The sequence below is a fragment of the Streptomyces sp. NPDC051963 genome, from assembly GCF_044593495.1.
GTDB lineage: Bacteria > Actinomycetota > Actinomycetes > Streptomycetales > Streptomycetaceae > Streptomyces.
This window is the reverse complement of record NZ_JBIUCC010000012.1, coordinates 1-18,966: the sequence shown is the minus strand read 5'-3', so window position 1 is coordinate 18,966 and position 18,966 is coordinate 1. Positions and strand designations below refer to the sequence as shown.

18 protein-coding genes are annotated in these 18,966 nt (G+C 67.7%); 17 read left to right on the top strand and 1 reads right to left on the bottom strand.

What is annotated here, in order from left to right:
• Positions 1–41: 41 nt before the first annotated feature.
• The 6 genes from arc to prcA all read left to right on the top strand — a co-directional run bounded on the left by arc (position 42) and on the right by prcA (position 6,184).
• Positions 42–1,808, top strand: a complete 1,767-nt coding sequence (arc, locus tag ACIHFB_RS40305) for a proteasome ATPase (protein ID WP_365285129.1) — start codon at positions 42–44, stop codon at positions 1,806–1,808.
• 234 nt (positions 1,809–2,042) lie between these two features.
• Entirely contained in the window at positions 2,043–3,554 is a 1,512-nt protein-coding gene (gene dop / locus ACIHFB_RS40300) for a depupylase/deamidase Dop (RefSeq protein WP_400129489.1), read from the top strand.
• 155 nt (positions 3,555–3,709) lie between these two features.
• Positions 3,710–3,928, top strand: coding sequence for a ubiquitin-like protein Pup (locus tag ACIHFB_RS40295; protein ID WP_094055289.1), 219 nt, complete (start codon positions 3,710–3,712; stop codon positions 3,926–3,928).
• Between the two features lie 44 nt (positions 3,929–3,972).
• Positions 3,973–4,584: an endonuclease VII domain-containing protein gene (locus ACIHFB_RS40290; protein ID WP_365285133.1), complete on the top strand. Its 612-nt coding sequence runs from the start codon at positions 3,973–3,975 to the stop codon at positions 4,582–4,584.
• Complete coding sequence (gene prcB, locus ACIHFB_RS40285) at positions 4,536–5,381, top strand: proteasome subunit beta (RefSeq protein WP_365285135.1); 846 nt, start codon at positions 4,536–4,538, stop codon at positions 5,379–5,381. Before ACIHFB_RS40290 ends, prcB begins: the two co-directional genes overlap by 49 nt.
• Before the next feature lie 56 nt (positions 5,382–5,437).
• Positions 5,438–6,184 carry a proteasome subunit alpha gene (gene prcA, locus ACIHFB_RS40280; RefSeq protein WP_365285138.1) on the top strand — a complete coding sequence of 249 codons (747 nt, stop codon included), beginning with the start codon at positions 5,438–5,440 and terminating at the stop codon, positions 6,182–6,184.
• 63 nt (positions 6,185–6,247) lie between these two features.
• Here prcA and ACIHFB_RS40275 read toward each other — a convergent pair whose 3' ends face one another.
• A complete protein-coding gene (locus tag ACIHFB_RS40275) occupies positions 6,248–7,267 on the bottom strand; it encodes a LacI family DNA-binding transcriptional regulator (RefSeq protein ID WP_365285140.1) in 1,020 nt (339 codons plus the stop codon).
• Between the two features lie 106 nt (positions 7,268–7,373).
• Here ACIHFB_RS40275 and ACIHFB_RS40270 point away from each other — a divergent pair, with 106 nt between their 5' ends.
• From ACIHFB_RS40270 to ACIHFB_RS40220, 11 genes are all read left to right on the top strand, one after another.
• A complete protein-coding gene (locus ACIHFB_RS40270) occupies positions 7,374–8,633 on the top strand; it encodes an MFS transporter (RefSeq protein ID WP_400129488.1) in 1,260 nt (419 codons plus the stop codon).
• A gap of 9 nt (positions 8,634–8,642) precedes the next feature.
• Positions 8,643–10,004, top strand: coding sequence for a Pup--protein ligase (gene pafA / locus ACIHFB_RS40265; RefSeq protein ID WP_365285144.1), 1,362 nt, complete (start codon positions 8,643–8,645; stop codon positions 10,002–10,004).
• A 131-nt stretch (positions 10,005–10,135) separates the two neighbouring features.
• On the top strand, positions 10,136–11,143 hold the full coding sequence (locus ACIHFB_RS40260) for an FKBP-type peptidyl-prolyl cis-trans isomerase (RefSeq protein WP_365285146.1): 1,008 nt from the start codon (positions 10,136–10,138) through the stop codon (positions 11,141–11,143).
• A 61-nt stretch (positions 11,144–11,204) separates the two neighbouring features.
• Positions 11,205–11,576 (top strand): FKBP-type peptidyl-prolyl cis-trans isomerase, encoded by a 372-nt coding sequence (locus tag ACIHFB_RS40255; protein ID WP_365285148.1) that lies wholly within the window; start codon positions 11,205–11,207, stop codon positions 11,574–11,576.
• Between the two features lie 129 nt (positions 11,577–11,705).
• A complete protein-coding gene (locus tag ACIHFB_RS40250) occupies positions 11,706–12,659 on the top strand; it encodes a helix-turn-helix transcriptional regulator (RefSeq protein ID WP_400129487.1) in 954 nt (317 codons plus the stop codon).
• Between the two features lie 18 nt (positions 12,660–12,677).
• Entirely contained in the window at positions 12,678–13,739 is a 1,062-nt protein-coding gene (locus ACIHFB_RS40245; RefSeq protein WP_400129486.1) for a helix-turn-helix transcriptional regulator, read from the top strand.
• A gap of 70 nt (positions 13,740–13,809) precedes the next feature.
• Positions 13,810–14,100, top strand: coding sequence for a hypothetical protein (locus ACIHFB_RS40240; RefSeq protein WP_365285154.1), 291 nt, complete (start codon positions 13,810–13,812; stop codon positions 14,098–14,100).
• A gap of 10 nt (positions 14,101–14,110) precedes the next feature.
• Positions 14,111–14,305 carry a hypothetical protein gene (locus ACIHFB_RS40235; protein WP_210586532.1) on the top strand — a complete coding sequence of 65 codons (195 nt, stop codon included), beginning with the start codon at positions 14,111–14,113 and terminating at the stop codon, positions 14,303–14,305.
• A 262-nt stretch (positions 14,306–14,567) separates the two neighbouring features.
• Positions 14,568–14,858 carry a Sec-independent protein translocase subunit TatA gene (tatA, locus tag ACIHFB_RS40230; RefSeq protein WP_210586533.1) on the top strand — a complete coding sequence of 97 codons (291 nt, stop codon included), beginning with the start codon at positions 14,568–14,570 and terminating at the stop codon, positions 14,856–14,858.
• A 47-nt stretch (positions 14,859–14,905) separates the two neighbouring features.
• Positions 14,906–15,853, top strand: a complete 948-nt coding sequence (gene tatC / locus ACIHFB_RS40225) for a twin-arginine translocase subunit TatC (RefSeq protein WP_365285157.1) — start codon at positions 14,906–14,908, stop codon at positions 15,851–15,853.
• A 124-nt stretch (positions 15,854–15,977) separates the two neighbouring features.
• A complete protein-coding gene (locus tag ACIHFB_RS40220) occupies positions 15,978–18,830 on the top strand; it encodes a DEAD/DEAH box helicase (protein WP_365285159.1) in 2,853 nt (950 codons plus the stop codon).
• The last annotated feature ends 136 nt before the right edge of the window (positions 18,831–18,966 follow it).

Here is an 18,966-nt window from a genome sequence, read left to right as displayed (position 1 = left end):
GGTCTGGAAGCGTCCAGCTCCCCTTGGAGGAGGTGAGGACCGTGGCAGCCCACGACGACGACATGAACCGCGGCATCCGCCCGGGACGAGGGTCCGACGACCCGTCCGGGCAGATTGCCTACCTTGAGCAGGAGATCGCCGTCCTGCGACGCAAGCTCGCCGACTCTCCGCGGCACACGAGGATTCTCGAAGAGCGGATCGTCGAGCTGCAGACCAACCTGGCCGGCGTGTCCGCACAGAACGAGCGGCTCGCCAACACGCTCCGTGAGGCCCGCGACCAGATCGTGGCCCTCAAGGAAGAAGTCGACCGGCTCGCACAGCCCCCGGCCGGCTTCGGAGTCTTCCTCACGGCGAACGAGGACGGCACCGCCGACATCTTCACCGGCGGCCGCAAACTCCGCGTGAACGTCAGCCCGAGCGTCGAACTCGACGACCTCAGGCGCGGCCAGGAAGTCATGCTCAACGAAGCGCTCAACGTGGTCGAAGCCATGACGTACGAGCGCGTCGGGGACATCGTCACCCTCAAGGAAATCCTCGAGGACGGCGAACGCGCCCTGGTGCTCGGGCACACCGACGAGGAACGGGTGGTACGGCTCGCCGAGCCGCTGCTGGACGTCAACATCCGTCCCGGTGACGCCCTGCTGCTCGAACCCCGATCCGGCTATGTCTACGAGATCGTTCCCAAGAGCGAGGTCGAGGAACTCGTCCTCGAAGAGGTCCCCGACATCGGCTACGAGCAGATCGGTGGCCTCGGCGGCCAGATCGAGATGATCCGCGACGCCGTCGAGCTCCCGTACCTCTACCCCGATCTCTTCAAGGAGCACGAACTGCGGCCGCCCAAGGGCGTCCTGCTGTACGGGCCCCCCGGATGCGGCAAGACGCTCATCGCCAAGGCCGTCGCCAACTCGCTGGCCAAAAAGGTCGCCGAAGTCACCGGCCAGGCCACCGGCAAGAGCTTCTTCCTCAACATCAAGGGCCCCGAACTCCTCAACAAGTACGTCGGCGAGACCGAGCGGCAGATCCGCCTCGTCTTCCAGCGTGCAAGGGAGAAGGCCAGCGAGGGCACACCCGTCATCGTCTTCTTCGACGAGATGGAATCCCTCTTCCGCACCCGCGGCTCCGGCGTCAGCTCGGACGTGGAGAACACCATCGTCCCCCAGCTCCTCGCCGAGATCGACGGCGTGGAAGGCCTGCAGAACGTGGTCGTGATCGGCGCCTCCAACCGCGAGGACATGATCGACCCCGCCATCCTGCGCCCCGGCCGACTCGATGTGAAGATCAAGATCGAGCGTCCGGACGCCGAAGCCGCCAAGGACATCTTCCAGAAGTACCTCACCGAACGTCTCCCGCTGCACCCCGAGGACGTCGGCGAGCACAGTGGCGACAAGGGCCTCACGGTCCAGAGCATGATCCAGACCGCGGTCGAGCAGATGTACGCCGAAACCGAGGAAAACCGCTTCCTGGAAGTCACCTACGCCAACGGAGACAAGGAAGTCCTCTACTTCAAGGACTTCAACTCCGGCGCCATGATCGAGAACATCGTCGGACGCGCGAAGAAGATGGCGATCAAGGACTTCCTCGAGCACAAGCAGAAGGGCCTCCGCGTCTCCCACCTCCTCCAGGCCTGCGTGGACGAGTTCAAGGAGAACGAGGACCTGCCCAACACCACCAACCCGGACGACTGGGCCCGCATCTCCGGAAAGAAGGGCGAACGGATCGTCTACATCCGTACCCTCATCACCGGAAAGCAGGGCGCCGACACAGGACGCTCCATCGACACGGTGGCGAACACCGGTCAGTACCTGTAAAAGGCAGGGCGGCTGCGGGTGCCCTCACCGGGTACCCGCAGCCGACTGTTTTTCAGGCCACGGCTGGAGCAAGGCAATGACGCAAATGATCTCCCCACCAGCGCAAAGGCGTTCTAGGCTCTTCCGTACCGCCGAGTCGCGCAGTGCGGGGACGGGCACCGCACACGCACCGGAGCGCCAGCGGTACTTGAGCAGCGTCCCCGACCGAGGACGCCGCCGGGCAAGGAGGGCCGCATGACCGTACGGCGAGTAATGGGCATCGAGACGGAGTACGGGATCTCCGTCCCCGGCCACCCCAACGCCAATGCCATGCTCACCTCATCCCAGATCGTCAACGCCTACGCGGCGGCGATGCACAGGGCCCGCCGGGCCCGCTGGGACTTCGAGGAGGAGAACCCGCTGCGGGACGCGCGAGGCTTCGACCTCGCCCGCGAGGCCGCCGACGCCAGCCAGCTCACCGACGAGGACATCGGCCTGGCCAACGTCATCCTCACCAACGGCGCACGCCTCTACGTCGACCACGCACACCCCGAATACAGCTCCCCCGAGGTCACCAACCCCTGGGACGCCGTCCTCTGGGACAAGGCCGGCGAACGCATCATGGCCGAAGCCGCCGAACGAGCAGCCCAGCTCCCCGGCGCCCAGCCCATCCACCTCTACAAGAACAACACCGACAACAAGGGCGCCTCCTACGGCACCCACGAGAACTACCTGATGAAGCGGGAAACCCCCTTCTCGGACATCGTCCGCCACCTCACACCGTTCTTCGTCTCCCGCCAGGTCTTCACCGGAGCGGGCCGCGTCGGCATCGGCCAGGACGGACACGAACACGGCTTCCAGCTCAGCCAGCGCGCGGACTACTTCGAGGTCGAGGTCGGACTCGAAACCACCCTGAAGCGCCCGATCATCAACACCCGCGACGAACCCCACGCGGACGCCGAAAAATACCGCCGCCTGCACGTGATCATCGGCGACGCCAACCTCTCCGAGATCTCGACCTACCTGAAACTGGGCACGACCGCCCTGGTCCTGTCCATGATCGAGGACGGTTTCATCGCGGTCGACCTGGCAGTGGACCAACCCGTCCGCACCCTCCACCAGGTCTCCCACGACCCGACACTCAAGCGCCTCGTCACACTCCGCAGCGGTCGCACACTCACCGCCGTCCAGCTCCAAATGGAGTACTACGAGCTCTCCCGCAAATACGTGGAAGAGCGCTACGGCGCCGACGCCGACGACCAGACCAAGGACGTCCTCGCCCGCTGGGAAGACACCCTCAACCGCCTCGAGAACGACCACATGAGCCTCGCAGGCGAACTCGACTGGGTCGCCAAACGAGAACTCATGGAGGGCTACCGGCGCCGCGACAAGCTCGACTGGGACGCCGCCCGGCTCCACCTCGTCGACCTCCAGTACGCCGACGTACGAGAAGAAAAGGGCCTCTACAACCGCCTGGCCGCCCGAGGACGCATGAAGCGCCTCCTGGACGAGCAGGACGTCGAGCGGGCCCGCACGAAGCCTCCAGAGGACACCCGCGCCTACTTCCGAGGCCGCTGCCTGGAGCAGTACGCCGACGACGTGGCCGCGGCCTCCTGGGACTCGGTCATCTTCGATCTCCCGGGCAGGGACTCCCTCCAGCGCGTCCCAACCCTGGAACCGCTTCGCGGAACGCGTAATCACGTCAAGGAACTCCTGGACCGCTGCCGGACCGCAGAAGACCTGGTCAAGGTCCTCTCCGGCGGCTGAACGACCACCCGGGCAGAAACGGCCCGGCAGGGTGGAAATCCCGCCGTCCGGGAATCATCGTGGTGGTCCCCGGACGTTGAGGGAACTGCGGGGCCGATGTCGGACCCTGCTTGTAGGGTCTGATCAAGAACGTCGAACCGAGCGGGGTGAGGGTTATGGCGACCAAGGACACCGGCGGCGGCCAGCAGAAGGCAACGCGCTCCACGGAGGAGGTCGAGGAGCAGGCGGCAGAGTCGCAGGCTTCGGAGGACCTCAAGGAGCGGCAGGAGAAGTTGTCGGACGACGTCGACTCTGTGCTGGACGAGATTGACGACGTACTCGAGGAAAATGCCGAGGATTTCGTTCGAAGCTTCGTGCAAAAAGGCGGACAGTGAAGGCCGTCTGGGCATTTTTGCCTTCGAATTGAAGGTGGCGGGGGATGGGTGTGGCTGGCGAGCCGGACGCGAAGCAATGCAGGAAGTGTGAGCGAGACCTGCCTCTTGCTGCATTCGCGAGGGACAAGAATCGGCGTGATGGCCTCCAGGTGCACTGCCGGGAGTGCGTGGCGGAGTACAGCGCCTCGCACTACCGGCGGCGCCGGGAAGCGCTCGGCAAGCCGGTCCGCGAGAGGGTGGACGTTCCGCCCGGTCATAAGCTCTGCCGGACATGCGGTGAGGTGAAGTCACACAGCGAGTGGCATCGCAACGCAACCGCCTCTGACGGACTCTCGACACGCTGCAAGGCGTGCCGGGCGGTTCAGGGGCGGCAGGGACATCTGAAGCGTCAGTACGGCCTTACCGAAGGCGAGCTTGACGAGTTGATCGCCTCCCAAGGCGGCGTCTGCTGCATCTGTTTGTCCGCCCTGCCCGCGCATGTGGATCACTGCCACCAGACGGGTAGGGTCCGAGGCGTACTGTGCTTCAGCTGCAACGCCGCACTGGGGCAGTTCAAGGATCGGCCCGACGTCATAAGGCGGGCTGCGACATACGTGGAAGGAAACGCGTGGAAGCCAACACTCGTAGCACCGGGCGTCTACCGGCTGCCTTCCTGACGCCTGGGTCGTCGTCCTTCATGGACTTTCTGTCCGAGCATCAGCCGGACATCCTGCCCGGCAACCGGCAACTGCCCCCCACTCAGGGCGTGATCGAGGCGCCGCACGGCACGACGATCGTGGCCGCCTCCTTCCCGGGGGGTGTGGTGCTGGCCGGTGACCGTCGGGCCACCATGGGTAACGTCATCGCGCAGCGGGACATCGAGAAGGTGTTCCCGGCGGACGAGTACTCGGCGGTGGGTATCGCCGGCACCGCGGGTCTCGCCGTGGAGATGGTGAAGCTCTTCCAGCTGGAGCTGGAGCATTTCGAGAAGGTGGAAGGCGCGCAGCTCTCGCTGGAGGGCAAGGCGAACCGCTTGTCGACCATGATTCGGTCCAACCTGGGCATGGCCATGCAGGGGCTGGCCGTCGTGCCGCTCTTCGCCGGCTATGACGTGGATCGTGAGAAGGGCCGGATCTTCTCGTACGACGTCACGGGTGGTCGTTCGGAGGAGCACGGCTTCGCGGCGACCGGTTCGGGTTCGATCTTTGCGCGTGGCGCGATGAAGAAGCTTTTCCGTAGCGATCTGTCTGAGGCCGAGGCCACGACTCTTGTGGTGCAGGCGCTGTATGACGCGGCTGACGACGACTCGGCGACCGGTGGTCCCGATGTCGCCCGCCGGATCTACCCGATCGTCACCGTGATCACCGAGGATGGCTTCCGTCGGCTGACGGATGAGGAGTCCTCCGAGATTGCCCGCTCGATCCTGGAGCGGCGTCTGGAGCAGCCGGACGGTCCGCGTGCCGCGTTGCTCTGACCGGGGCTCTCTTGCCAGGTGATCCAGTGACTTCGACAGAAAGGGATGGATAGCCGGTGTCGACGCCGTTCTATGTCTCACCTCAGCAGGCGATGACCGATCGTGCGGAGTTCGCCCGGAAGGGCATCGCGCGTGGCCGTAGCCTGGTCGTGTTGCAGTATGCCGATGGCATTGTGTTCATCGGTGAGAATCCGTCTCGCGCGCTGCACAAGTTCAGCGAGATCTATGACCGGATCGGTTTCGCGGCGGCCGGTAAGTACAACGAGTACGAGAATCTGCGGATCGGTGGTGTCCGGTATGCGGATCTTCGTGGTTACACCTATGACCGTGATGATGTGACTGCTCGTGGTCTGGCGAATGTCTATGCCCAGACGTTGGGGACGATCTTCTCGAGTGCGGCTGAGAAGCCGTATGAGGTGGAGTTGGTCGTTGCCGAGGTGGGTGAGACGCCGGAGGGTGACCAGATCTATCGGTTGCCGCATGACGGGTCGATCGTCGATGAGCACGGCTCGGTGGCGGTGGGTGGTAATGCGGAGCAGATCAGCAGTTATCTCGATCAGCGTCACCAGGACGGTATGACTCTGGCGGAGGCGCTGAAGCTGGCGGTGCAGGCCTTGTCCCGGGATACGAACGGTACGCAGCGGGAGATCCCGGCGGAGCGGCTGGAGGTCGCGGTGCTGGATCGGACGCGTCCGCAGGCGCGGAAGTTCAAGCGGATCACGGGTCGGCAGCTTGGTCGGTTGTTGGAGGCGGACGGTGCGGAGACCGCGGCGGAGGCCGAGGGTTCCGACGACGAGGAGTAGTCCGGCGTTCGTTTCGATGCCTTGTGTGCCCCGGTCGCTTCGTGCGGGCGGGGCACAGGCGTGTCAGGGGGCGCTGGGCGGGGCTGTGGAGCCGCGTACGACGAGTTCGACGGGGATGTCGCCTGCGTCCGGTGTGCGGCCGTCCAGGACGGCGAGCAGGGCTTGCATGCCGCGTTCGCCGAAGAGTTCCGCGTCGAGTCGTACGGTCGTGAGTTCGGGGTCGATGGCGGTGGCGAGGGCGAGGTCGTCGAGGCCGGTGATGGAGATGTCGTCGGGGATGGTCAGGCCGAGTCGGCGTACGGCTTTGTAGGCGCCGGCGGCGAGTTTGTCGTCGTCGCAGACGAGGGCGGTGGGGCGGGGGCCGCCGGGGGTGGTGAGGGCGGTTTCGGCGGCGGTGCGGGCGCCGTCGATGGAGATGGGTGCGCGGGCGGTGCGGATGGTGGTGCCGGGGGTGTCGCCGATGCGGTCGGCGAGTTCGCGTGCGCGTATCTCGAAGGTCCAGGAGGGGATGTCGGCCGCGAGGTGGAGGAAGTGGCGGTGGCCGAGGCCGAGGAGGTGTTCGGCGACTTGGCGGATGCCGTCGGTGATGTCGAGGTTGACGGTGGCGGCGCCGTGGCTGCCTGTGGGGTCGCTGTCGAGCATGACCAGGGGGAGTTGGTCGCCGCGGATGGTGGTGAGGGCGTCGGCGGCCATGGAGGAGGCGATGACGCCGTCGAGGGCGGATTGGGCCGAGGCGAAGGGGTCGCGGGCGGGGCCGATGCCTTCGGGGGAGGGGTAGAGGACGACGCCGAAGCCGTGTTGGGCGGCGACGCGGGCTGCTCCCGTGTAGACGCCGGCGAAGAATTCCGTGGTGAGGGCGGGGACGACGAGGAGCACGGTGCGGGTGCGGCCGAGGCGGAGGTTGCGGGCGGCGAGGTTGGGGCGGTAGCCGAGTTCGCGGGCGGCTTCGCGGACGCGTTGGGCGGTGGTTTCGGAGACTCGTCCGCGCCATTTGTCGCCGAGTACGAGGGAGACGGCCGCTTGGGAGACTCCGGCTGCTTGGGCGACGTCACGGCTTGTGGGGCGGGTGCTGCCTTGTGCCACCGTGTGCCTGCTCTTTCGTCTGGACGCGTGAACAGCGCACATGGTACGTATGGGAGTGGAAGTTATACGTAAAACGTCATGCGTCTCGGTGACGGGGAGGGCGGTCATGGCCGCGGGATACCTGGAGATCCTCAGGGCGAGGCATGTCGCCCGGCTGCTCGTCGGCACCCTCGTGGGCCGGCTGCCGTGCGCGACCGCGCCGATCGCGATCCTGCTGTTCGTGCGCGCCGAGGGCGGCTCGTACAGCCTCGCCGGGGCGCTGGCGGCGGTGTACGGCGTCGCCAACGCGGTCGGGCAGCCGGTGCTGGGGCGGCTGGTGGACGTGCACGGCCAGCCGCGGGTGCAGTTGCCCGCCGCGGTCCTGTCGGCGCTCGCGATGGCGCTGTTCGCGTTCGCGGGCATCGGGACGCTGCCGATCGCCTACACGGCCGTTGCGGCCGCCGGACTGTTCACTCCGCCGCTGGAGGGCGGGCTGCGGGCGCTGTGGCCGAGCGTGCTGCGCCGGGAGGAGCAGGTGCACACGGCGTACGCCATGGACGCGGTGGCGCAGGAAGTCATGTTCACCGTCGGGCCCTTGCTGGTGACGCTGTGCACGGCCCTGTGGTCGGAGCGGGCGGCGCTGCTGGTGCTGAACGTCGTCGGTGTGCTCGGTGCGCTGTCCGTGGTGGTCTCGCGGCCCTCGCGCGCGTGGCGCTCGGCGCCGCGTGAGGCGCACTGGCTGGGCGCGCTGCGTTCGCCCGGACTTCTCGCCCTGCTGGGCGCGTTCCTGTTCGTGGGTGTCGCGCTGGGCTCCATAACGGTCGCGGCTGTGTCGTACGCGGACGACCACGGCGGCGACGCGGTGTACGGCTGGCTGATGGCGGCCATCGGGCTGGGCGCGCTGATCGGTGGCACGGTGTACGGGGCGCGGCAGTGGACCGGTGAGCCGGCCCGGCGACTTCAGGTTCTGGTGGCCCTTCTGGCGGTGTGTTATCTGCCGCTGCTGCTGATGCCGGGCCCGGTCGCGATGACGTTGCTCACCGTCCTCGCCGGTGTCTTCCTCGCGCCGGTCATCGCCTGTGCCTTCGTGCTCGTCGACCGGCATGCTCCGCGGGGGACGGTCACCGAGGCTTTCTCCTGGCTTGTGACGATGTTCACGGTCGGTGCGTCGGTCGGAACGGGCCTCGCGGGGCCGGTCGTGGAGGCGGGCGGGGCGCTGTGGGGGTTCGCCGTGCCGGGGGCCGCGGGCGGGGTGTCGTTGCTGGTTCTGCTGGTCACCGTGCGGGTGCTGGTGGCGCCCGGTGGACGGGCCGTGGTGGCGGCCGCATCGGAAAATGATCGCAACCGTGCGGTCGAACCCCGTTTCAGCTCGGGGGATCGGGCGTAATGTTCACTCATGGACCGCCGCATTTTCGGGCTGGAGAACGAGTACGGCGTCACGTGCACGTTCAGGGGACAGCGCCGGCTGTCGCCTGACGAGGTGGCGCGGTACCTCTTCCGCCGTGTCGTGTCATGGGGCCGCAGCAGCAATGTCTTTCTGCGAAACGGCGCCCGCCTCTATCTCGACGTGGGATCACATCCGGAATACGCGACACCCGAATGTGACAACGTGACCGAGCTGGTCACCCACGACAAAGCCGGCGAGCGCATTCTCGAGGGACTCCTGGTGGACGCCGAACGACGCCTGCACGAGGAAGGAATCGCGGGCGACGTCTACCTCTTCAAGAACAACACCGACTCGGCGGGCAACTCCTACGGCTGCCACGAGAACTATCTGGTGGCGCGGCACGGGGAGTTCTCCCGGCTCGCGGACATCCTCATCCCCTTCCTTGTCACCCGCCAGCTGCTGTGCGGTGCGGGCAAGGTTCTGCAGACCCCGCGTGGCGCCGTGTACTGCGTCAGCCAGCGGGCCGAGCACATCTGGGAGGGCGTGTCCTCGGCGACGACGCGTTCCCGGCCCATCATCAACACCCGCGACGAACCGCACGCGGATGCCGAGCGCTACCGCCGCCTGCATGTCATCGTGGGCGACTCGAACATGTCCGAGACGACCATGCTGCTCAAGGTCGGCGCCACCGACCTGGTGCTGCGCATGATCGAGGCGGGCACGGTGATGCGGGACCTGACCCTGGAGAACCCGATCAGGGCGATCCGTGAGGTCAGCCACGACATCACGGGCCGGCGCAAGGTGCGTCTGGCCAGCGGCCGTGAGGCCTCGGCGCTGGAAGTGCAGCGCGAGTACTTCGAGAAGGCCGTCGACTTCTGTGAGCGCCGCGGGATCCGCACCGGCACCGTGGAGCAGGTCCTGGAGCTGTGGGGCCGCACCCTGGACGCGATCGAGGCCGAGGACCTCGACCGGATCGGTACCGAGATCGACTGGGTGATGAAGTACAAGCTCATCGAGCGGTACCGGGCCAAGCACAACATGACCATGTCGCATCCGCGCGTGGCGCAGATAGACCTCGCCTACCACGACATCCATCGCAGGCGGGGTCTTTACTACCTGCTGGAGAAAAGGGGTCAAGCCACCCGGATCTGCAACGACTTGAAGATCTTCGAGGGCAAGTCGGTTCCGCCGCAGACAACTCGGGCCCGGCTGCGCGGTGACTTCATCCGCAGGGCGCAGGAGCAGCGCCGTGACTTCACGGTCGACTGGGTGCATCTGAAGCTCAACGACCAGGCACAGCGCACCGTGTTGTGCAAGGACCCGTTCCGTTCTGTGGACGACCGGGTGGAGAAGCTCATCGCCGGAATGTGAGCCGTTCGTTTCGGCTTGATCGCCGGAACGCAACACGGGCGCCGTGCGTTTCCCGTACGGCGCCCTTCTCACGCCGTAGAGTTGCGCGCGCACGCCCCAAAACAAGATCAACCGATTACGAGGCCCCCACCGTGCGTCGACGCTCACTTCTCATCGCTGTTCCCGCTGGACTGGTCACGCTCGCCGGATGCGGCGACGACGACGGGGCCGATTCGGCCCAGGGCTCCGACAGCGCGTCGCCCTCGGCCTCGGCCTCGGCGTCCTCGGCGCCGCCGCCGAAGCTGGTGGACGGCCCGCTGCCGGCGATCACCGCGGGCACGAAGTTCGACGAGAAGCCGACGGTCGCCAAGGGCAGCGGCGACCCGTCGAAGGACCTGGCGGTGAAGACGGTGATCGCGGGCAGCGGCCAGACCGTCGCGGAGAACGACTATGTCCAGGCCAACTACCTCGGCCAGATCTGGGACACGGCGAAGGTCTTCGACAACTCCTACGACCGCAAGACCCCGCTGATCATCCAGCTCGCCCCGAACAGCATCATCGACGGCTGGCGGTACGCCCTGACGGGCAAGAAGGCGGGCAGCCGGGTCCAGATGGCCGTTCCCCCGACGTGGGGGTACGGAAAGCAGGGCAACTCGCAGGCGGGCATCAAGGGCACGGACACGCTGGTGTTCGTCGTCGATGTGCAGGCGACGTTCAACGCGAAGAGCTCCGCCAAGGGCAGCACGGTCGCGCAGGACAACATCGATCTGCCCAAGGTGGGTGCCAACACCGACGGCAAGGCGCCCTCCATCGATGTGCCCAAGTCCGACGCGCCGACGAAGCTGGTGGCGAACTACGTCATCGAGGGCGACGGCGCCGAGGTCGGGGCCGACGACAGCGTGCTCGTGCAGTACAAGGGCGTGGTGTGGGACGGCGGCAAGGAGTTCGACTCGACGTACAGCCGCAAGGCGCTCACGTCGTTCTCGCTCCAGCAGGTCGTCAAGGGTTGGGCGCAGGGCCTGACGGGCAAGAAGGTCGGCAGCCGGGTCCTGATCGTCATTCCGCCGGCTCTGGGGTACGGCGACAACCCGCCGGCCGGCAGCGGCATCGAGAAGGGCGCGACGCTGGTCTTCTCGGTCGACATCCTGGCGAAGATGTGACCTCGCCGAGATGTAAGACTGTGACTGTTCGCCTTTCCGCAGACAAGCAGGAGCTAGAGACGTGAGCATCGACAAGCCCGAGATCGACTTCCCGGGCGGCGAGCCCCCGGCGGACCTGGAGATCAAGGACATCTGGGAGGGCGACGGCGCTGTGGCGCAGGCGGGCCAGACCGTCACCGTCCACTACGTGGGTGTCTCCTTCAGCACCGGCGAGGAGTTCGACGCCAGCTGGAACCGTGGCGCTCCCTTCCGCTTCCCGCTGGGCGGCGGCCGGGTCATCAAGGGCTGGGACCAGGGTGTGCAGGGCATGAAGGTCGGCGGCCGGCGCCAGCTGACCATCCCGGCCCACCTCGCCTACGGCAACCAGAGCCCGAGCCCGGCGATCAAGCCCGGTGAGACGCTGATCTTCGTGGTCGACCTCATCGGGGTCTGATCGACGTACGACCGCACCCGATCACCTGGGGTCCATGCCTGTCCGGGCATGGGCCCTCGGCTTTTGCCGCGCCACTGCTGGGCGGTACGGTCATCGTTCACAAGCACCATAGGGAGGCGAAGGGCGTCGATGGCCATTGCCAAGGCCGAGCGGTTGATGAACCTGGCGCTGTGTCTGCTGGGGACGCGGCGGCCGCTCAGCAAGCGCGAGCTTCGTGAGTCCATCGAGGCCTATCTCGAAGCCGCGTCGGACGACTCCTTCAACCGGATGTTCGAGCGGGACAAGGACGATCTGCGCGAACTCGGCCTGGTCATCGAGACCGTGGAGAACCTCGACGGCGAGGTCGGGTACCTGGCCCGCCGTGACAGCAACCGGCTGCCGCCCATCACTCTCGACGCCGAGGAGGCCGCCGCCCTGGGGCTGGCCGCCAAGGTGTGGCAGCAGGCGCGGCTCGCGGGCGCGGCCAGCGGTGCGCTCCAGAAGCTGCGCGCGGCCGGGCTGCCCGAGGACGTCGACCCGTACGAGGCGCACGGTGCGCTGGAGCCGCGGATCCCGGTGCACGAGGCGGCGTTCGAGCCGTTGATGCTGGCCTGCCGTGACCGCCGGCCGGTCGCCTTCGACTACCGCAAGGCCACCGCCGCCCACCCCGAGCCCCGCAATGTGGAGCCGTGGGCGCTGGAGTGCTGGCGCGGTCACTGGTATCTGGCGGGCTGGGACCGCGACCGCGGTGCCGAGCGGGTCTTCCGGCTGTCCCGGATCACCGGCCGGGTGCGCACCCGCAGTGGCCGGTTCACCGTCGAGGTGCCCGATGTCGTGACCGTCCGGGAGACCGTCGCGAGCTGGGCGGGGGAGACCGCCGACCGCAGTGCGCTGATCAGGCTGCGTACGGACGCGGGATATCCCTTGCGGGCGAAGGCCACGGCGGTACGCGAACTGGGCGACGGCTGGGACGAGTTGGAGATTCCGTACGGGCACGGACTGGATGCCTGGCTGGTGGAGTTCGGGCCGGACGTGGTGGTTCTGGAGCCGGCCGAGCTGCGCGCCGACGTGGTCGACCGGCTGCGTGCCGTGGCCAAGGGCTGAGGGGGAGCGGAAGAAACAGTGGCTGGTAAACCGGTCAGGCCCGTCAACGCCATCGACCAGACCCGGCGGATGCTGTCCCTGGTGACGTATCTGCGTGAGCGGCCCGGCGCCCGGGTCGAGGACGTCGCCCGGGCTTTCGGGATCACCGAGGACGAGCTGGTCTCCGATCTCGATGTGCTGCCCATGTGCGGCACCAGCTTCCGTGGCGGTGACCTGCTCGACATCGACACCGACGGCGAGCGGATCTGGTGGCACAACCCCGATGACGTCGCCGAGCCGCTGCGACTCGCCGCCGACGAGGCGACCGCGCTCCTGGTGGCCGCCCGCGCCGTCTCCACGCTGCCCGGGCTACGGGAGAGCGACCGGCAGGCGCTGCTGCGGGCCACCGCGAAGGTGGAGACCTCGGCAGGCGAGACGGCCGGCGCCAGTTCCCGGCTGTCGGTGACCTTCGAGTCCGAGGGCGGCGTCTTCGCGGACGTCGACCGCGCGATCTCGGAGCGCCGCCGCCTGTGGATCCGCTACTACTCGCCGGCCCGGGACGAGCTCAGCGAGCGCGAGATCGACCCCATCCGCCTCGTCAGCGTCGGCCACACCTATGTGGAGGCCTGGTGCCGCCGTTCCGAGGCGCGCCGCACCTTCCGCCTGGACCGGGTCGCCGAGATCAAGATCCTGGACGAGCCGTCCGCGCCCCCCGAGGTCGAGCTGCGGGACCTCTCGGAGGGGCTCGTGCAGCCCGCCGCCGAGGACCCGGAGGTCGTCGTCGAGGTCGGTCCCGGCGGGCGCTGGGTCGCCGAGTACTACCCGCACGACAGCGCGGATGAGCTTCCCGACGGCGGGCTGCGTATCTCTCTGCGCACCCCCGACCCGACGTCCCTGCGGCGGCTGGCGCTCCGGCTCGGACGCGACGGCCGGATCGTGTCACCGCCCGAGCTGGCCGACAGCGCCCGGCACGCGGCCCGCGAGGCGCTGGCGGCGTACGACGGCATCGAGGCGCAGGGGCCGGCCGCGGAGCGCGGGGTGCCGGGCGGACAGGACGGTCGGCGCGGGGTGCCGGGTGGACAGGACGACCGGCCGGAGTGAGCCGCCAGGGGCGCGCCGGACGCGAACGACGCGAACGAGGCGAACGACCAGGAGAAGAGGTGCAGGGGCTTTGAGTGAGTCGGCGTCCGGGGTGCGGGGAGTGTCGGTGGCATCGGCGTTCGCCGGTATGAGAAGCGTGAGTCCGGTCGTGTTCAGGGCGGGCTGCCCGGACTGCCGGGGCCGCTTCGAGCTCGCCGCGAGCGCCCTGCGCCTGGCCATCGGCGCCAGCAGCCGCACCACCTTCTACTCCTTCACCTGCCCCGACTGCGGCGCCTCCGTCCGCAAGCCGGCGGGGGAGCGCGTCGTCGAGCTGCTGACCGGCGGCGGGGTCAGAACACTGCGGCTGCACTCCACCCTCTAGGCTCGGCGTCATGTTCTGGCCGATGTTCGCGGTAGCTGTGGGTTTTCTGGGTCTCGCCGTCCTCGGTGTGCTTGCGGTGCGGGTCTTCCTGGAGGCGCAGCGTCTGGGCAGGCAGGTCTCGGACTCGGCGGCCCGCATCAACCGGGCCGCGGAGGACCTGGAGCGTGCCTCCTTGAGCACGGCCCGGGCTGTGGACTCGTTGTGAGTCCGGCTGCGGATGCCCTGTGAGTCCTGCGTCTGATGCGCTTTGGGCCGCTTCGCCCTGTCACCCTGGTGGTCCCGGCAGGTACGCTGCTGGTCGCGGCCCGGAAAACGAGGCTCGGGTCGCTGACCGGGAGTACGCACAGGGATTGCCTCGCGTTTACCCCTGAGCGTTACGATCGCTGGCAAGCACGATCGATCGGATGAACGTTCGACCGGTCGGACAGCATCCCACCCCAGCCGCCTCGGTGAGAAGGTAAAGACTTATGTTCGGAAGGCTCGGAGCCCCCGAGATCATTCTCATCCTCGTCGTCATCATCCTGCTGTTCGGCGCGAAGAAGCTTCCGGACATGGCTCGCTCGCTCGGCAAGTCCGCGCGCATCCTCAAGAGCGAGGCCAAGGCGATGAAGACGGAGGGCCAGGACAACGCCTCCGCCCCCGCGGCCCCGCCGCAGACCGACGAGCAGCCCCCGGCTCAGCGCACCATCCAGGCCGCCCCCGGCGATGTGACCAGCTCCCGCCCGGTCACGGAGCCGACGGACAACGCCAAGCGCTGACGCAGGGCCGGTGACAGCCGGCCCGCTGCACGAGATGGGAATGTGGGTTGCTGAAGTCTGCCCGCAAGCAGGAGAAGGATCCCGAGGGGCGGATGCCCCTCGCGGAGCACCTTCGTGAGCTCCGCAACCGGCTCGCGAAGGCGCTGCTGGCCGTCGTCGCCATCACGGTCGTAGCTGCCTTCTTCTATAACGACATCATCAACTTGCTCACCAAGCCGATCCTCGACTCGGTCGGCTGTGACAAGACGTTTGAGCAACTGGCGGCCTCCAAGTCCACCGAGCCGTGTGCGCAGATCACCATCAACGGTCTGCTCACTCCCTTCACGCTCGCGCTGAAGGTGTCGTTGATGGCCGGTGTCGTCCTGGCCTCGCCGGTCTGGCTGTACCAGCTGTGGGCGTTCGTCGCGCCCGGTCTGCACCGGCACGAGAAGAAGTACGCCTACGCGTTCGTCGGTATGGGCGCCCCGCTCTTCCTCGTCGGCGCCTACTTCGCCTACTCGGTGCTGCCCACCACGGCGAAGGTGCTGCTCGAGTTCACCCCGGACGGCACGGACAACCTCCTGCCGCTGGACGACCTGCTCGATCTGGTCACCCGCATGGTGATCGTCTTCGGTCTCTCCTTCGAGCTGCCCCTGTTGCTGATCTTCCTCAACCTCACCGGGGCGATCACCGGCAAGCGGATGCTCGGCTGGTGGCGGGCGATGATCATGGGCATCACCGTCTTCGCGGCGCTCGCGACGCCCAGCACCGACCCGCTGACCATGCTGGCGCTCGCCGGACCGATCTGGATCCTCTACTTCAGCGCCACCGCCTTCTCGTTGATCAACGACCGGCGGCGGGGGCGCCGCGAGGCCATGGGGCCCGCCGATGACGAGGCCTCCGACCTGGACCTGACCCCCGAGGACGTCGGTGAGGTCGAGGCGGTCTCCGCCAGCAGGGCGCTGCCCGAACAGGCGGGCACGGATCGGGTCAATGGGTTTGATGATGTGACGTAGTCGGCTGTGAGGTGGTCGGCTTTGACGTAGTCGGCTTCGCGATTGCTTTGGGCGCCCCCACCACTGCGAGTGGTGGGGGCGCCCTTCGTTTGCGGGAGCGGGTGGGGATTCGTAGATCCGGATATTGATCGTCCTGTTGTCGGTGGGGGCCGGTACGCTCGAAAGCACGATGACAGAGGACCTCTCACCGGCCGAGCGGTATGCGGCAGCACGCAAGCGCGCTGTCGAGCAGGCCACCGCGCTCGCCTCCTTCCGCGAGATGTACGACTTCGGCCTCGACCCCTTTCAGATCGAGGCCTGTCAGGCGCTCGAAGCGGGGAAGGGCGTGCTGGTGGCCGCACCCACCGGTTCGGGCAAGACGATCGTGGGCGAGTTCGCCGTCCACCTCGCCCTGTTGCAGGGCAAGAAGTGCTTCTACACCACCCCCATCAAGGCGCTGTCGAACCAGAAGTACGCCGACCTGTGCCGCCGTTACGGCACGGGCATGGTCGGTCTCCTCACCGGGGACAACAGCGTCAACTCCGACGCCCCGGTGGTCGTGATGACCACCGAGGTGCTGCGGAACATGCTGTACGCCGGTTCGCAGACGCTGCTCGGGCTCGGGTATGTGGTCATGGACGAGGTGCACTACCTCTCCGACCGGTTCCGGGGCGCCGTCTGGGAAGAGGTGATCATCCATCTTCCCGAGTCCGTGACCCTCGTTTCGCTTTCGGCCACCGTGTCGAACGCCGAGGAGTTCGGCGACTGGCTCGACACCGTCCGCGGCGACACGCAGGTGATCGTCTCCGAGCACCGACCCGTGCCGCTGTTCCAGCACGTGCTCGCCGGACGCCGGATGTACGACCTGTTCGAGGAGGGCGAGGGCCACAAGAAGGCCGTCAACCCCGACCTCACCCGCCTCGCGCGGATGGAGGCGACCCGGCCGTCGTACCAGGACCGCAGACGCGGGCGTGCCATGCGTGAGGCCGATCGGGAGCGGGAGCGCAGATCGCGGTCGCGGGTGTGGACGCCCGGGCGGCCCGAGGTCATCGAGCGGCTCGATGCCGAGGGGCTGCTGCCTGCGATCACCTTCATCTTCAGCCGCGCCGCCTGTGAAGCCGCCGTCCAGCAGTGCCTGTATGCCGGGCTGCGGCTCAACGACGAGGAGGCGCGGGACGAGGTTCGGGCGCTGGTCGAGGAGCGCACCGCCTCCATTCCCACTGAGGATCTGCATGTTCTGGGGTACTACGAGTGGCTGGAGGGGCTGGAGCGGGGGATCGCCGCCCATCATGCGGGCATGCTGCCGACGTTCAAGGAAGTCGTCGAGGAGCTGTTCGTGCGGGGGCTGGTCAAGGCCGTCTTCGCCACCGAGACGCTCGCGTTGGGCATCAACATGCCTGCGCGGTCCGTGGTGTTGGAGAAGCTCGTCAAGTGGAACGGCGAGCAGCATGCCGACATCACCCCCGGTGAGTACACGCAGCTGACCGGTCGTGCGGGGCGGCGTGGGATCGATGTCGAGGGTCATGCCGTGGTGCTGTGGCAGCGCGGGATCAGCCCGGAACATCTGGCGGGGCTGGCCGGTACGCGTACCTATCCGCTGCGGTCCAGCTTCAAGCCGTCGTACAACATGGCCGTCAATCTGGTCGAGCAGTTCGGGCGGCATCGCTCGCGGGAGCTGCTGGAGACGTCCTTCGCGCAGTTCCAGGCCGACAAGTCGGTCGTGGGGATCTCGCGGCAGGTGCAGCGCAACGAGGAAGGGCTGTCGGGCTACAAGGAGTCCATGACCTGCCACCTCGGGAACTTCGAGGAGTATGCGGGGCTGCGGCGTCAGCTGAAGGACCGGGAGACCGAGCTGGCCAAGCAGGGTGCGGCTCAGCGGCGGGCCGAGGCGGCGGTTGCCCTGGAGAAGCTCAAGCCTGGTGATGTCATTCATGTGCCGACCGGTAAGTTCGCCGGTCTGGCGTTGGTGCTCGATCCGGGGCTGCCTGCCGGGCGGTCGAACGGTCATCGGGGGTTCGAGCATCATGATGGGCCGCGTCCGCTGGTGCTGACCGCTGAGCGGCAGGTCAAGCGGCTGGCGTCGATGGACTTTCCGGTGCCGGTCGAGGCGCTCGAGCGGATGAGGATTCCGAAGTCCTTCAATCCGCGGTCTCCTCAGTCGCGTCGCGATCTGGCGTCCGCGTTGCGTACCAAGGCCGGGCACATTGCGCCGGAGCGGCATCGTAAGCAGCGGGCGCAGGCCGCCGACGATCGGGAGATCGCCCGGCTGCGGACCGAGATTCGGGCGCATCCGTGTCACGGGTGCAACGACCGTGAGGACCATGCGCGTTGGGCCGAGCGGTATCACCGGCTGTCGCGGGACACCTCGCAGCTGGAGCGGCGGATCGAGGGGCGCACCAACACGATTGCTCGTACCTTTGATCGGATCGTCGCGCTGCTGACCGAGCTTGACTATCTGCGGGGCGACGAGGTCACCGAGCACGGCAAGCGGCTGGCTCGGTTGTACGGCGAACTCGATCTGCTCGCCAGTGAATGCCTGCGCGAGGGTGTGTGGGAGGGGCTCGCTCCTGCCGAACTTGCCGCCTGTGTCTCGGCGTTGGTGTACGAGGCGCGGGTCGGTGACGACGCCATGGCGCCGAAGCTGCCGTCCGGCAAGGCGAAGGCCGTGCTCGGTGAGATGGTGCGGATCTGGGGGCGGCTCGATGCCCTGGAGGAGGATTTCCGGATCACCCAGACCGAGGGTGTCGGCCAGCGTGAGCCCGACCTCGGCTTTGCCTGGGCCGCCTATATGTGGGCGTCGGGGAAGGGGCTCGACGAGGTGCTGCGGGAGGCGGAGATGCCGGCCGGGGACTTTGTACGCTGGTGCAAGCAGGTGATCGATGTGCTTGGGCAGATCTCGGCGGCTTCTCCTGTGGAGGGGTCGACGGTGGCGAAGAACGCTCGTAAGGCTGTGGATGGGTTGCTGCGGGGGGTTGTGGCGTACTCGTCGGTGGGGTGATGCCTCCCGGCAGGGGTGGCGGTTGGTGGGGGTGTCTGTAGCGCCTGCGGGTGGGGGGTGGGTCGGGGACGTGGGGGGGGGGGGGGGCGCCCCCCCCCCCCCGCAGCACCGCGGGGAGGAGTCGGGCCGCGGGGGC

What these genes read in the sequence shown, in the direction of transcription:
- dop (WP_400129489.1), top strand. Translation starts at nt 2,043, where the DNA reads ATGACCGTACGGCGAGTAATGGGCATCGAGACGGAGTACGGGATCTCC.
- ACIHFB_RS40295 (WP_094055289.1), top strand. Translation starts at nt 3,710, where the DNA reads ATGGCGACCAAGGACACCGGCGGCGGCCAGCAGAAGGCAACGCGCTCC.
- ACIHFB_RS40290 (WP_365285133.1), top strand. Translation starts at nt 3,973, where the DNA reads ATGGGTGTGGCTGGCGAGCCGGACGCGAAGCAATGCAGGAAGTGTGAG.
- ACIHFB_RS40270 (WP_400129488.1), top strand. Translation starts at nt 7,374, where the DNA reads ATGGCCGCGGGATACCTGGAGATCCTCAGGGCGAGGCATGTCGCCCGG.
- pafA (WP_365285144.1), top strand. Translation starts at nt 8,643, where the DNA reads ATGGACCGCCGCATTTTCGGGCTGGAGAACGAGTACGGCGTCACGTGC.
- ACIHFB_RS40250 (WP_400129487.1), top strand. Translation starts at nt 11,706, where the DNA reads ATGGCCATTGCCAAGGCCGAGCGGTTGATGAACCTGGCGCTGTGTCTG.
- ACIHFB_RS40235 (WP_210586532.1), top strand. Translation starts at nt 14,111, where the DNA reads ATGTTCTGGCCGATGTTCGCGGTAGCTGTGGGTTTTCTGGGTCTCGCC.
- tatA (WP_210586533.1), top strand. Translation starts at nt 14,568, where the DNA reads ATGTTCGGAAGGCTCGGAGCCCCCGAGATCATTCTCATCCTCGTCGTC.